The organism is Pseudomonas sp. AC070, from assembly GCF_979258635.1.
Genome location: NZ_OZ409871.1, coordinates 493,671 through 507,462 on the forward strand (window position 1 = coordinate 493,671; position 13,792 = coordinate 507,462).

The following is a 13,792-nucleotide window of genomic DNA, read 5'->3' on the forward strand; positions in this document are numbered from 1 at the left end:
GTCGTTTCCAGTTGCTTGTTACAGCGCTTGGAAACTTGAAGATGGTGCCCAGGGACGGAATCGAACCGCCGACACGGGGATTTTCAATCCCCTGCTCTACCGACTGAGCTACCTGGGCCAACGGGGCGCTATTAGACGGATTTGAAGCACCTCTGTCAACACGCTTTTTTAAAAATATTTAATTAATCCGGGCGCTTACGATTTTTTCTCGGAATCGCTAGGCGCGACGTAGCCTTCGGCTTGGGCGTATTCCTCGCCGGAGAGGAATTTGTCCATCTCGGCTTGGAGGAATTTGCGGTCTTCGGCATTCATCATGTTCAGGCGGCGCTCGTTGATGAGCAGGGTCTGGTGTTTTTGCCATTCGTCCCAGGCTTGCTGGGAGACGTTGTTGTAGATGTCTTCGCCTTTGGCGCCGGGGTACGGCGGGCGGGGCAGACCCGGCAGGTCTTGTTTGTGTTTGCGGCAATGTACGGTGCGGGTCATGTCGGTTCTCCAGCGTTCAATTCGTCTGCGGCGCGTTTCAGCAGTTTTTTTACTGGCGCGGCAAGCCCCAGGCGGGGCGGGGTGGCGAGGTTATACCAGAGCCAGTCGGCCTCGGCCACGCCAGGTGTGGCGCTCTCAACGTGGATGAGCCACGGTTCGATGGCCAGTTGGAAGTGGCTGAAGGTGTGGGTGATGCCGGCCAGTTCGCGGCGGCTTCCGAGGGTCAGGCCGCGTTGGAGGGCGAAGGTTTCCAGGGCGGCGGGCTCGCTCAGTTCGGGCAGGCTCCAAAGCCCGCCCCACAGGCCGGTGGAGGGGCGACGGTAGAGCAGAATGTCGCCGTCGCGGTTGGCGAGTATCGGCATCACGGTGTGTTTTTGCGGCAGGGTTTTGCGCGGCTTGGCGATGGGGTAGCGAATCTCCAGGCCGAGCATGTGCGCTTGGCAGCCGCTTTGTAGCGGGCAAAGCAGGCAGCTGGGTTTGCTGCGGGTGCAGAGCGTGGCGCCCAAATCCATCATCGCTTGGGTGTAGTTGTTGACGCGCTCATGCGGGGTGAAGCGTTCGGCGACGTCCCACAGCTGTTTGGCTACTTTTGGCTCGCCGGGGTAGCCCTCTTGGGCGACGTAGCGGGCCAGTACGCGTTTGACGTTGCCGTCCAGAATCGGCGCGCGCACGCCCATGGACAGGCTGGCAATTGCGCCTGCGGTCGAGCGGCCGATGCCGGGCAGCTCGGTGAGCTGTTCGACGCTGCGGGGAAACTCACCGCCGTGTTCGGCCATGACGATTTGCGCGGTCTTTTGCAAGTTGCGGGCGCGGGTGTAGTAGCCCAGGCCGGTCCACAGGTGCAGCACTTCGTCTTCGGGGGCTTCGGCCAGGGCTTTTACGGTCGGCAGGGCGGCCATAAAGCGGTCGAAGTAGCCCAGCACGGTGCTCACCTGGGTTTGCTGCAGCATGATTTCCGACACCCACACGCGGTATGGGCTGATGTTGTGTTGCCAGGGCAGGTCTTTGCGGCCGTGGCGGTCGTACCAGTCGAGTACCGCGCTACTGAATTGCTCGGGGTTCATCGTTTGAACAGGCCCTTGAGTGCATCTTTGAGTTCCGGGCTGACTTTGTCGCCGAGCTTCTCTTCGAGTTTTTCATTGAGTTTGTCGCCGGCCAGTTTGGCGGCCACTTTGCCCATGCCGTCTTTGTCCAGGCGACAGGCTTTGGCGCCCAGTTCCAGCGGGCCACGGCAGCGCAGTGGCCACTCGACGTCGACGTAGCGTTTGTTCACTTCGCAGGCCGGGTCGGGCATGTCGCTCTTGTCGCCGTCGATGATGATGCCGACGCGGTAGTCCATGCCCAGTACGCGAAGGTCGATGTCGCCGTTGCCGTTTACGCGCAGGCCTGGAATGCGCACTTTCAGGTCGGGGTTGTTGGCCACGCCGTTGCGCACGCTGAGGGTGCCGTCCAATTGCTCGAACGGTGTGTCTTTGCTGCGTGGCTCGCTGCTCAACGACTTGCGGTTGAGGGTGGCGATGCCTTTGCACAGTTGCTGTTCGAGGTTGGCGTCGATCAGCGCACCGTCGCTAAGGGCGAAGCTGGCGTTGCCGTTGAGGCCTTCGATCCAGGTTTTTTCGCTGTTGCCGCTGGTGCTGAAGTCGGCGTTGAGGTCGAGCAGGCCGCGCACGGGCGGTTTTTCCTTTTGCGTGGCGAGGAGTTTTTCCACCGGTACGCGGGTGATGCGTTTTTGCACTTTCAAAAGCGGCACGGCAGGGCGCACGTCGAGGCTGGCGGTGGCGTTGAAGTTGCCGTTGTAGAGGTCGCCGCGCACGTTTTCCACGGTCAGCAGGCCGTCTTTGGCGTTGGCTTTGATGCTGGCGTTTTCGATTGGCAGTTTATCGACGGTGAGCAGGCCGAGGCCCACGTTCAAGTCGGCGGTCACCTTGCGCAGTTGGTCGATAGGCAGCACCGGCTCTTCGCTCCAGGCTTGCTGGCTCGGCGGGTTGGGCAGGTCGCTGTTGCCGTCGCGGCCAGCGCTGGCGAGGGTGCCGCTGACTTCGTTTTGGCGGTTGCTGCGCGGCTCGTCTTCTTTCTTTTTCGCTGGCAGGTAGTTGTCGAGGTTGAGCGTGTCGCCTTTGAGCTGAACGCTTAAGGCCTGCTTGGCGATGTCGGTGACGGCCAGGCTGCCGGTGAAGGCGCTTTCGTCGACTTTCAGTTTCAGCTCGTTGAGGGCCAGGCTGTTGGCGTTGCCTTGCAGGCGGGCGACCAGCTCGACTTTGCTCAGGGCATTGGCGTCGGCGCTGGCAGGAACCGGGTGGCCGATGCCATCGAGGAATTCACGCAGGTTGAACTGGGCGATGGACAGGCCGCCGGTGAGCTGCGGTTCTTTGTCCAGCTCGCGCACGTTCAGCTCGCCGAGGGCGCGCAGTTGGTTGGCGGAGAATTTCAGGCCGTTCCATTCGGCCACTTGCGCGCCTTGGTCGAGCAGCAATTGGCCTTGGGCGGCGAAGGTGACGGTTTTGCCGTTCAACGGCTCGCCGGATGCTTCGCCCGAAAGTTTCAGGTCTTCGAACTGATAGCGCTTGAGGGCGCGGTCGAAACGCAGTTCACCGGCCAGTTCGGTTTTGGCGCGCAGCACCGGTTGGTTGGTGCCGAGGAAGGCGGTGAGTTTCAGCGGAATGTTTGCGCCTTCGCGGATAGCGCCGGTGGTGAGTTCGATGCCTTCGGCGCTGAATTGGCGGCCGGTTTTGGCATCTTTGTAGTCGATGCGGGTGTTGGTCAGGGTCAGGCTGTCGATGTCCAGTTTCATCGGTTGCGACGGCTTGGTGTCTGGCGTGCCTTCATTGGCTGGCGGCGTTGTTTGCGGCGCTTGGCCGGCGTCGGCCGGTTTAGCTGGGCGGCCGATGTCTTGCCAGTTGCCGCGACCTTGTTCGTCGCGGGCGAGGGTAAGGTTGAGGCCGTCGACTTTGATGTCGCTCATTTGCACTTCGCGGCGCAGCAGCGGCAATACGCGCACCGACAGGCCGATCATGCGCAGGTCGGCAAACGGTTGGGTCGGCGTGGTGGCGCTGGCGAGGGTGGCGTCGTGCAGTTCCAGGCCCAGCCACGGGAACAGGCTCCAGCCGATGTCGCCGTTAAGGGTCAACTCGAGGTTGGCCTTGTCGCGGGCGATCTGGCGGATCTCGTCTTTGTAGTCGTTGGGATCGAACAGGTGGGTGAGGGCGAAGCCCAGCGCCACGAGGATCAGCAAGACTCCGAGGAAGAACAAACCCAGGATTTTGCCAAACGATTTCATGGACGATTCCTTGTTGGTGAGGGCTGAAAAGCAGCGCGAAGACGGGAAAAAACGATGCCGGAGTATAACGCCGACCAGCGGTGGCAGTGGCTGGAGGATTGGATGGGCACGCGCTGCGGTGGTTCCGCTGCTGTGCCCGGCTTACGCGCAGGGCTTACAGCGGGTGCAGAACCAGGCCGGTTTTGGCGGCCAACGCTTGGCTTTCCAAGTGACCTTGGGGGGCGGCCAGGTGCAGCGGTTTGCCCGCTGCGTCTGCCAAGCGTTGCACTTCAGCCAACAAACGCCGGGCCACTCCACGCTTGCGGGTGACGGCACGTACGCACAGGTGCGACAAGCGCCAGGCGTTTTCGCCTTTTTCCAGCAGGGCCGCGCCCAACAAACGGTCGTTGAAGCGCCCGGCGATTAGTCGCTGATGAGCGAGCGCGGTTTCGATGAGCTGCTCGCGGCTGGCGAAGGGCGCCAGCAGCCAGTCGGGCGCGTCCTGGTACACCTTGTTCAGGTCGGTTAAATCCTGACTTGAGGGTTCATTTATTTCTTCTACAAGTACCGGCATGCCTGGGCTAGAGCCTCGTGAGAAAGATTGATGTGGGTCAAATGTGCGTTGTTCAACAAATGGTACGCGCAAACCTAGTCGTCGTACGTCTGTAGGCGATATCCTCTTGCGTTCTACCGCTTCACCTATCTGCCCATACTAAAAAACATAGAGAGATCCTCGAAATGAGTGACGCCCTTGCAGTGGCCAGCGGCGCAGCGAAATCTGCGTTTCTGTCCAAGGAGCGCATCATCGCTGCTCCAGGCTTCAACCGTTGGCTAGTGCCGCCTGCGGCTCTGGCAATTCACCTGTGTATCGGCATGGCCTACGGCTTCTCCGTATTCTGGCTGCCGCTGTCCAAGGCCATCGGCATTACCGCGCCAGTGGCGTGTGGCGCCGATCTTGGCTTCTTCCAACAAGTATTCGCCAGCGATTGCGACTGGCCGATTTCGATGTTGGGTTGGCTGTACACCTTGTTCTTCGTATTCCTCGGTTGCTCGGCTGCCATTTTCGGTGGCTGGCTGGAACATGCTGGCCCGCGTAAGGCCGGTGTGGTTTCCGCCGTGTTCTGGTGCGGCGGTCTGCTGATTTCCGCATTGGGTGTGTATACCCACCAGATCTGGCTGATGTGGCTGGGCTCGGGCGTGATCGGCGGTATCGGCCTGGGCTTGGGCTATATCTCGCCGGTGTCGACGCTGGTGAAGTGGTTCCCGGACAAACGCGGTATGGCCACCGGTATGGCGATCATGGGTTTCGGTGGTGGCGCCATGGTTGGCGCGCCGCTGGCTGCACAGCTGATGGGTTTCTTCGCAGGCCCGGATGGCGTCGGCGTATGGCAAACCTTCGCTGTCATGGCTGTTATCTACTTCGTGTTCATGATGGGTGGTGCACTGGCCTACCGCGTTCCGCCAACTGGCTGGAAGCCTGAGGGCTGGACGCCGCCGGTGAAGAAAGCCAACGACGAAATGATCACCAAGGGTCACGTGCACGTCAGCAAAGCCTGGAAAACTCCGCAGTTCTGGCTGGTGTGGGCCGTGCTGTGCCTGAACGTGTCGGCGGGTATCGGCATCATCGGCATGGCGTCTCCGCTGCTGCAGGAAGTGTTTGCCGGGCGCCTGATCGGTACGCACCAGAGCTTTGGCGAACTGAGCCCTGAGCAACTGGCGCAGATCGCGATCATCGCTGCCGGCTTCACCGGTTTGCTGAGTCTGTTCAACATTGGTGGTCGTTTCTTCTGGTCGTCGTTCTCCGACTTGATCGGCCGCAAAACCACCTATTTCGTGTTCTTCGCCCTGGGCTTCATGCTCTACGCGCTGGTGCCGTGGACCGGTCACCTGGGCAGCGTGGCGTTCTTTGTGTTCAGCATCTGCCTGATTCTGTCGATGTACGGCGGCGGTTTCGCCACCGTGCCGGCTTACCTGGCGGACTTGTTCGGTACGCAAATGGTCGGCGCCATTCACGGTCGCCTGCTGACCGCCTGGGCCTTCGCCGGCATCCTCGGCCCGGTTCTGGTGAACTACATCCGCGAATACCAACTGAGCGTTGGCGTGGCCAAGGCCGATGCCTACGACATCACCTTGTACATTCTGGCGGGTCTGTTGGTGGTGGGCTTTATCTGCAACGCGCTGGTGAAACCGGTTGCGGCCAAGCACTTTATGACCGACGCCGAACTGGCGGCCGAGCGTGCCATTGGTAACGACAACGCTGTGCAGACTGCTGCCAATCTGGAGTGGACTGCTGATCCGAAGAGCAAGCCGTTGGTTATCGCGGCATGGCTTGCAGTAGGTATTCCCCTCGCCTGGGGTATTTGGGTGACATTGCTGAAGACCGTGGTCTTGTTTAGCTGACCGGCTTCCGGGTCGTCGACCAGGCGGCGTTGCGTCCTCGCTTTTAATGCTCACGTACTGGAGTACGCTGCGCTTAAAAGCTCCGGGGCGCCTTGCCTGGTCTTAGCCCCGAAACCCTCGACCGCGTGTTAACGAAGCCGACCTTGCGTCGGCTTCGTTGTTTCTATGGAGCCGATAAACACGACGCATCCTTTTGGCTTCAAGGTTCAGCGGATGTCGGCCTATAATGCGGGCCCTTTCGCATTAAGATTCGTGGAGCTGGTGATGGCCGAACGTACGGCATCCGTCGAACGCAACACTCTGGAAACCCAGATCAAGGCGTCTATCAATCTGGATGGCACCGGCAAAGCACGCTTTGCCATTGGCGTGCCTTTTCTTGAGCACATGCTCGATCAGATCGCCCGTCACGGGTTGATCGACCTGGATATCGAAGCCGAAGGCGATCTGCATATCGACGACCACCACATGGTGGAAGACGTCGGTATCACCCTCGGGCAAGCGTTTGCCAAGGCCATCGGCGACAAGAAGGGCATCGTGCGGTACGGCCATTCCTACGTGCCGTTGGACGAAGCGCTGTCGCGCGTGGTGATCGATTTCTCTGGTCGCCCCGGCCTGCAAATGCACGTGCCGTACACCCGCGCCACCGTTGGCGGCTTCGATGTCGACCTGTTCCAGGAATTCTTCCAGGGCTTCGTTAACCACGCGCTGGTCAGCCTGCACATCGACAACCTGCGCGGCCACAACACCCACCACCAGATCGAAACCGTGTTCAAGGCCTTCGGCCGCGCGCTGCGCATGGCGGTGACGCTGGATGAGCGCATGGCCGGGCAAATGCCATCGACCAAGGGCTGCCTGTAATGCAGACGGTAGCCGTCATCGATTACGGCATGGGCAACCTGCACTCGGTGGCCAAGGCGCTTGAGCACGTAGGTGCCGGCCGGGTGCAGATCACCAGCGATGCCACTGTAATTCGTGAAGCCGACCGTGTGGTGTTTCCAGGCGTTGGCGCCATTCGCGATTGCATGGCTGAAATTCGCCGCCTGGGCTTCGACAGCCTGGTGCGTGAAGTCAGCCAGGACCGCCCCTTCCTCGGCATCTGTGTCGGCATGCAAGCCTTGCTCGATCACAGCGAAGAGAACGGCGGCGTCGACTGCATCGGCCAATTCCCCGGTCAGGTGCGCTTCTTCGGCAAAGACCTGGTCGAAAACGACGAAGCGCTGAAAGTGCCGCACATGGGCTGGAACGAAGTGGCGCAAACCGTCGACCATCCGTTGTGGCACAGCATTCCTGACCTGGCGCGATTCTACTTTGTGCACAGCTTCTATATCGAAGCCGCCAACGCCCGTCAGGTGGCTGGTCGTGGTCATTACGGCGTCGACTTTGCCGCTGCGCTGGCCGATGGCTCGCGTTTCGCTGTGCAATTCCACCCGGAAAAAAGCCACACCCACGGTCTGCAACTTTTGCAGAATTTCGCCGCTTGGGATGGCCGCTGGTAATGAGCCGCGGCAAACAGAAAGCCCCCAGCCTGACTCTGGAACCGGCGCAGGAAGCTGCGGCGGTGGCCGTGCTCAAGCGCTTTCTGGAAGACCGTTTCGAGCTTGAGCTGGGCAGCTTTGAAGCCCAGGAAGTGCTCGAGGTGTTTACCCGCGAAGTGGCGCCGCTGTTTTACAACAAGGCGATTGCCGATGTGCAGGCGCACCTGGCTGACAGGTTCATGAGCATCGAAAGCGACTTGTGGGCGCTCGAAAAGAGCTGACCCGTTTCCCCGAATTCCAAGACTTAAGCAGGTTCGACTGATGCTGATTATCCCCGCTATCGATCTTAAAGACGGTGCCTGCGTGCGCTTGCGCCAGGGCCGGATGGAAGACTCCACCGTGTTCTCCGATGACCCGGTGAGCATGGCCGCCAAATGGGTGGAAGGCGGTTGCCGGCGTTTGCACCTGGTCGACCTCAACGGCGCCTTCGAAGGCCAGCCGGTGAACGGCGAAGTGGTGACTGCCATCGCCAAGCGCTACCCGAACCTCCCGATCCAGATCGGCGGCGGCATTCGCTCGCTGGAAACCATCGAGCACTACGTTAAAGCCGGCGTGAGTTACGTAATCATCGGCACTAAGGCCGTGAAGCAGCCGGAGTTCGTGGCTGAAGCGTGCAAAGCGTTTCCGGGCAAAGTGATTGTCGGTCTCGACGCCAAAGACGGCTTTGTTGCTACCGACGGTTGGGCCGAAGTGAGCACCGTGCAGGTGATTGATCTGGCCAAACGTTTCGAAGCCGACGGCGTGTCTGCCATCGTTTATACCGACATCGCCAAAGACGGCATGATGCAAGGCTGCAACGTGCCGTTCACCGCTGCGTTGGCCGCTGCCACCAAAATTCCGGTGATCGCTTCTGGCGGCATTCATAACCTGGGCGATATCAAAGCCCTGCTGGACGCCAAGGCGCCCGGCATTATCGGCGCCATCACTGGCCGTGCGATTTACGAAGGCACCCTGGATGTCGCCGAAGCCCAGGCTTACTGCGACGCCTACAACGGCTGAGGACTGAACCATGGCGCTGGCCAAACGCATCATCCCTTGCCTCGACGTCGACAACGGCCGCGTGGTCAAAGGCGTCAAATTCGAGAACATCCGTGATGCCGGCGACCCGGTGGAAATTGCCCGTCGCTACGACGAGCAGGGAGCCGATGAAATTACCTTTCTCGACATCACCGCCAGCGTCGATGGTCGCGACACCACGCTGCATACTGTCGAGCGCATGGCCAGCCAGGTGTTTATTCCACTGACCGTGGGCGGCGGCGTGCGCACGGTGCAAGACATTCGCAACCTGCTCAATGCCGGCGCCGACAAGGTGTCGATCAATACCGCCGCCGTGTTCAACCCCGAGTTCGTTGGCGAAGCTGCTTCGCGCTTTGGCGCGCAGTGCATCGTGGTCGCCATCGACGCCAAAAAGGTTTCGCTACCGGGCGAAACACCGCGCTGGGAAATCTTCACCCACGGCGGCCGCAAGCCGACAGGTTTGGACGCTGTGCAGTGGGCGAAAAAGATGGAAGACCTCGGCGCCGGCGAAATTTTGCTCACCAGCATGGACCAGGACGGCATGAAGAACGGCTTCGACCTAGGCGTTACCCGCGCCATCAGCGAAACCGTCGGCATTCCGGTGATTGCTTCGGGTGGTGTCGGTAACTTGCAGCACCTGGCAGACGGCATTATCGAAGGCAAAGCGTCGGCCGTGCTGGCGGCGAGTATTTTCCACTTTGGCGAATACACCGTGCCTGAGGCGAAGGCCTATATGGCCGCCCGGGGCATTGTGGTGCGCTAGAGCAGCTCTACGCTCAGGCTGCAGCAATTCCATCTGGCTGCTAAGTTGCATAGTGCTGCGCAAGGCCTGGCATAAAGCCACCAAGGCCGCGCGTTACGCTTCACATACCTTCAGAAGTAGAGATACCGAAATGTTCAAACGCCTGTTGCTTGCGCTGGCCAGCACCGTATTGGTGCTCGCTGGCAGTGCTCGTGCCGAAGTAGACCCGGATTACAGCATTGTGCTGCTGACCGAAAACTTCCCGCCTTACAACATGGCCATCAACGGCAAGAACTTCGCCCAGGAAGACAACATCGATGGCATCGCCGTCGACGTGGTCAAGGAGATGTTCAAGCGCGCCGGTATCAAATACAGCTTGACCCTGCGCTTCCCGTGGGACCGCATTTATAAGCTGGCGCTGGAGAAGCCTGGCTACGGCGTCTTCGTCACCGCGCGTTTGCCGGAGCGCGAAGATTCCTTCAAATGGGTCGGCCCCATCGGCCCGGACGACTGGATCATGCTGGCCAAGCCTGACAGCAAAATCACCCTCAGCAGCCTCGATGACGCCAAGCAGTACAAGGTCGGCGCTTATAAAGGTGACGCCATTGCCGAGTACCTGACCGAGCACAAACTCGACCCGATCCTGGCGCTGCGTGATCAGGAAAACGCGCAAAAGCTGCGCGATGGGCAAATCGATCTGTGGGCCACCGGCGACCCGGCCGGCCGTTATCTGGCCAAGCAAGAAGGCGTGAGCGGTTTGCAAACTGTGCTGCGCTTCAACAAAGCCCAACTCTACCTGGCGTTGAATAAAGAGACCCCCGATGAGGTGGTACAGAAGCTGCAGGGTGCATTGGACAAGATGCGCAGTGAGGGCTTCGTCGACGAAATCCTCAACAGCTATCTGTAGGGCCGAATCGGCCGCGCTACCCAGGGTGCGCGGCCAGACGTTCCCGTTGCAACATAGGCATTCCAAGAAGAAGAGCATTGCAACGCGGGCCACAAGCCTGCCGAGCACCGACCTATATTCTCGAGCCACGCCACGAAACGAACAGCGGCCTAACCTGCCGTGTGCCGGGTCCGTGCATGCACAGGTGAACGCTTAGCGATGCCGTCCGCGGTGTGATCGATGCGATCGCAGACAGGACAAAATCATGCTGAAAGTGTTCACCCGTTCGCTGTTGTTGGGCCTTGCACTGGCTGCAAGCACGCTGGCCCATGCCGAGCTGCCGTATGGCTACAAAGTGGTGTTGCTGACCGAGAACTTCCCGCCTTTCAACATGGCCATCGACGACAAGAACTTTGCCCGTGACGATGGTATCGACGGCATCAGCGCCGAGATCGTGCGCGAAATGTTCAAGCGCGCCGGCATCGAATACTCGCTGAGTTTGCGCTTCCCCTGGGACCGTCTCTACAAGCTGACCCTCGACAAACCCAACTACGGCCTGTTCTCCACCACCTACACCGAAGAGCGCAAACCGCTGTTCAAATGGGTGGGGCCGCTGGCGAAAACGGGCTGGGTCTTGTTGGCCAAACCTGGCAGCACGCTGAAGCTGAGCAACCTCAAGGACGCGAGCAAATACACCGTTGGCGCCTACAAAAACGACGCCGTGAGCCAACACTTGGAAAGCCAGGGCATGGCGCCGGTGAATGCGCTGCGCGACCAGGAAAACGTCAGCAAATTGATGGAAGGCAAAATCGACCTCTGGGCCACCACCGACCCGGTCGGCCGCTACCTGGCCAAGCAGGAAGGCGTGAGTGGTTTGTCCACCGCTCTGCGTTTCAATGACGCGCAGCTTTATCTGGCCATGAACCTCGATACGCCGGATGAGGTGATTCAGCGTTTGCAGAAAGCGCTGGATGAAATGCGCAGCGACGGCTTTGTGGAAGACGTGACCAATAACTACCTCTAGGCCCTAAAGGCATTGCGGCTAAAGCGGCGATCCGCTTGAGCCGCGATGGCTGGGAACCGTCTATCTCGCCCCTGCCACTCCCGGTCGCTATGTGCCGGGAAACGCTCGCTCCGCTCTGAGCGCTGTGTCACAAATTTCTCCAACGCTCCCTGTACGATTGCGCGCTTGCGCCGAAGCCCGGCTGCTCACAATAAAATTGTCGATAGGACATCACACCATCATGCTGAAGTTAATCTCCCGTTCGCTGTTGCTGGGCTTGGCCCTGACCGCCGCCGCTGCCCATGCTGAATTGCCGGAAGGCTATGAAGTGGTGCTGCTGACCGAGAATTTCCCGCCCTTCAACATGGCGGTCGACGACAAGAACTTCGCCCGCGACGAAGGCATCGATGGCATTAGCGCCGATCTGGTGCGCGAAATGTTCAAGCGCGCCGACATCAAATACAACCTGACCCTGCGCTTCCCCTGGGACCGGCTCTACAAGCTGACCCAAGACAACGCCAACTACGGGCTGTTCTCCACCACCCGAACCGAAGCGCGCGAAACGATGTTCAAGTGGGTGGGCCCGCTGGCCAACACTAGCGCCGTACTGATGGCCAAGCCCGGCAGCACGCTCAAGCTCAGCAGCCTCGAGCAAGCCAACGCCTACAAACTCGGCGCCTATAAAAACGCCTCGGTCAGCCAATACCTGGAAGGCAAAGGCATGACCCCGGTGAACGCGCTTCGCGACCAGGAAAACGTCAGCAAATTGATGGAAGGCAAAATTGACCTGTGGGCCACTACCGACCCGGTGGGGCGTTACATGGCCAAGCAGGAAGGCGTGAACGGCTTGGTGACCGTGTTGCGTTTCAACGACAACCAACTGTTCCTGGCAATGAACCTGAACACCCCGGACGAGGTGATTCAGCGTTTGCAGAAAGCACTGGATGCGATGCGTGCCGATGGCACCGTGGACAAGATTTCAGCTAACTATCTGTAGTTAGAAAGCATCGAGGCTGAAGCCTCTCCCACATTTGATCTTCTGATCTTCAGGATCTTTTGAGCTCTGTGGGAGCGGCTTTAGCCGCGATGCTCTTTTGCCAGAGCACTCGCGGCTAAGCAGACCATTACTCGCTACGCGTAACGTTCAACCCTTTCAATAGGCTCAACGCCTGGCTCAACTGGAAGTCCTGATCTTGCAGGTTGGCTTTGCCGCTCTGCGCTTTCAGCTCGCTGCTGGTTTTGTCTTTGCCACCGTTGCCGTTGCCCAAGTGCCCGGCAAGGTCGGCTTCTTTGTAGCTTTCGCCGTCGTCTTCGCGGGTGATTTTGGCGCGGGCCACTTCGATGTCCGGCACGATGCCTTGCGCCTGAATCGAGCGGCCATTGGGCGTGTAGTACAACGCGGTGGTGATTTTCAGCGCACGGTCGTTGCTCAGCGGCAGCACGGTTTGCACCGAGCCTTTGCCGAAGCTGTTGGTGCCCATCAGAATGCCGCGCTTCTGGTCTTGCAGGGCGCCGGCAACGATTTCCGAAGCCGATGCGCTGCCGCCGTTGATCAACACCACCAACGGCACGCCTTCGCTGGCGTCGGCCGGGTCGGCGGAGAAGCGCAGTTCGGAGTTGGCGATACGGCCTTTGGTGTAAACGATCAGGCCTTTGGTGAGGAAGTGGTCCGACACTTCAACCGCCGCCTGCAACACACCGCCCGGGTTGTTACGCAGGTCGAGCACGAGGCCACGGAGTTTTTTGCCGCCGTTGTCCTTCTTCAGCTTGGCCAGCGCCTTGCCGACTTCGTCGCCGCTGTTGACCTGGAACTGAGTGATGCGCAGGTAGCCGTAACCCGGTTCGAGGGCTTGGCTCTTCACGCTTTTGACCTTGATTACGGCGCGCGTCAGTTGCACGTCGAACGGCTCGCCACCGTCGCGCACCAGGGTCAGCTGAATTTTCTCGCCGGCTTTGCCGCGCATCTTGTCGACGGCTTCCATCATCGACAAACCCTTGGTGGGCTCGCCGTTGATTTTCACGATCAGGTCGCCGGGTTGGATGCCGGCCTTGGATGCTGGGGTGTCGTCGATGGGCGACACCACCTTGACGAAGCCGTCTTCCAGGCCCACTTCAATGCCCAAGCCGCCGAACTCGCCGCTGGTGCTTTCTTGCAGCTCCGCGAAGTCTTCCGGGCCGAGGTAGGCGGAGTGTGGGTCGAGGTTGCTGAGCATGCCTTTAATGGCGTTTTCCAGCAGGGTTTTGTCGTCGACCGGTTCCACGTAGGCGGCTTTGATGCGGTCGAGCACTTCGGCGAAGGTGCGCAGCTCGTCGAGCGGCAGCGGCGCCTTGTTCGTGGCTGGCGCGCTGGCCGCGGGCGGTGCGGTGGCGGCGTCGACGTCAGTGGCGGCGTGCAGGAGCGGGGCGCCGAGCGCCAGCGCGATAGCCAGGGCCAGGGAATTAAGGCGAGACAAATGCGGCATATCGAACG

Annotated in this window: 14 protein-coding genes and 1 tRNA gene; 9 read left to right on the forward strand and 6 right to left on the reverse strand. The window is 60.2% G+C overall.

All coding sequences use genetic code 11. The annotated features are described in order from the left end of the window. Positions 1–42 precede the first annotated feature (42 nt). The 5 genes from ACZZ0Q_RS02100 to ACZZ0Q_RS02120 form a co-directional block, all read right to left on the reverse strand. Positions 43–118, reverse strand: a tRNA-Phe gene (locus ACZZ0Q_RS02100). Positions 119–195: 77 nt separating this feature from the next. Beyond that, on the reverse strand, positions 196–483 hold the full coding sequence (locus ACZZ0Q_RS02105; protein ID WP_108096435.1) for an oxidative damage protection protein: 288 nt from the start codon (positions 481–483) through the stop codon (positions 196–198). Next, complete coding sequence (mutY, locus tag ACZZ0Q_RS02110) at positions 480–1,547, reverse strand: A/G-specific adenine glycosylase (RefSeq protein WP_463540248.1); 1,068 nt, start codon at positions 1,545–1,547, stop codon at positions 480–482. Before mutY ends, ACZZ0Q_RS02105 begins: the two co-directional genes overlap by 4 nt. Beyond that, positions 1,544–3,760, reverse strand: a complete 2,217-nt coding sequence (locus ACZZ0Q_RS02115) for an AsmA family protein (protein ID WP_463540247.1) — start codon at positions 3,758–3,760, stop codon at positions 1,544–1,546. The genes mutY and ACZZ0Q_RS02115 overlap by 4 nt, the downstream gene beginning before the upstream one ends. Before the next feature lie 154 nt (positions 3,761–3,914). After that, complete coding sequence (locus ACZZ0Q_RS02120; protein WP_463560237.1) at positions 3,915–4,313, reverse strand: acetyl-CoA sensor PanZ family protein; 399 nt, start codon at positions 4,311–4,313, stop codon at positions 3,915–3,917. Positions 4,314–4,477: 164 nt separating this feature from the next. Between ACZZ0Q_RS02120 and ACZZ0Q_RS02125 the strand changes: the two genes are divergently transcribed. The 9 genes from ACZZ0Q_RS02125 (at position 4,478) to ACZZ0Q_RS02165 (ending at position 12,319) form a co-directional block, all read left to right on the forward strand. Then, positions 4,478–6,139 carry an OFA family MFS transporter gene (locus ACZZ0Q_RS02125; protein ID WP_463540246.1) on the forward strand — a complete coding sequence of 554 codons (1,662 nt, stop codon included), beginning with the start codon at positions 4,478–4,480 and terminating at the stop codon, positions 6,137–6,139. A gap of 264 nt (positions 6,140–6,403) precedes the next feature. Next, positions 6,404–6,997, forward strand: a complete 594-nt coding sequence (gene hisB / locus ACZZ0Q_RS02130) for an imidazoleglycerol-phosphate dehydratase HisB (RefSeq protein WP_457435980.1) — start codon at positions 6,404–6,406, stop codon at positions 6,995–6,997. Continuing rightward, positions 6,997–7,635, forward strand: a complete 639-nt coding sequence (gene hisH / locus ACZZ0Q_RS02135) for an imidazole glycerol phosphate synthase subunit HisH (protein WP_463550699.1) — start codon at positions 6,997–6,999, stop codon at positions 7,633–7,635. Before hisB ends, hisH begins: the two co-directional genes overlap by 1 nt. Further along, positions 7,635–7,895 carry a DUF2164 domain-containing protein gene (locus tag ACZZ0Q_RS02140; RefSeq protein ID WP_122449509.1) on the forward strand — a complete coding sequence of 87 codons (261 nt, stop codon included), beginning with the start codon at positions 7,635–7,637 and terminating at the stop codon, positions 7,893–7,895. The genes hisH and ACZZ0Q_RS02140 overlap by 1 nt, the downstream gene beginning before the upstream one ends. Positions 7,896–7,935: 40 nt before the next feature. Next, positions 7,936–8,673, forward strand: coding sequence for a 1-(5-phosphoribosyl)-5-[(5-phosphoribosylamino)methylideneamino]imidazole-4-carboxamide isomerase (gene hisA, locus ACZZ0Q_RS02145; RefSeq protein WP_122493340.1), 738 nt, complete (start codon positions 7,936–7,938; stop codon positions 8,671–8,673). A gap of 10 nt (positions 8,674–8,683) precedes the next feature. Continuing rightward, positions 8,684–9,454 carry an imidazole glycerol phosphate synthase subunit HisF gene (gene hisF / locus ACZZ0Q_RS02150; RefSeq protein ID WP_122449511.1) on the forward strand — a complete coding sequence of 257 codons (771 nt, stop codon included), beginning with the start codon at positions 8,684–8,686 and terminating at the stop codon, positions 9,452–9,454. Between the two features lie 130 nt (positions 9,455–9,584). Then, positions 9,585–10,340 (forward strand): substrate-binding periplasmic protein, encoded by a 756-nt coding sequence (locus tag ACZZ0Q_RS02155; RefSeq protein ID WP_463540245.1) that lies wholly within the window; start codon positions 9,585–9,587, stop codon positions 10,338–10,340. 244 nt (positions 10,341–10,584) lie between these two features. Then, entirely contained in the window at positions 10,585–11,343 is a 759-nt protein-coding gene (locus ACZZ0Q_RS02160) for a substrate-binding periplasmic protein (protein ID WP_463540244.1), read from the forward strand. A 220-nt stretch (positions 11,344–11,563) separates the two neighbouring features. Further along, on the forward strand, positions 11,564–12,319 hold the full coding sequence (locus ACZZ0Q_RS02165; protein WP_122493337.1) for a substrate-binding periplasmic protein: 756 nt from the start codon (positions 11,564–11,566) through the stop codon (positions 12,317–12,319). A gap of 127 nt (positions 12,320–12,446) precedes the next feature. On the opposite strand, the gene ACZZ0Q_RS02170 is transcribed toward ACZZ0Q_RS02165, so the two are convergent. After that, positions 12,447–13,784: a S41 family peptidase gene (locus ACZZ0Q_RS02170; protein ID WP_463540243.1), complete on the reverse strand. Its 1,338-nt coding sequence runs from the start codon at positions 13,782–13,784 to the stop codon at positions 12,447–12,449. Positions 13,785–13,792: the final 8 nt, after the last annotated feature.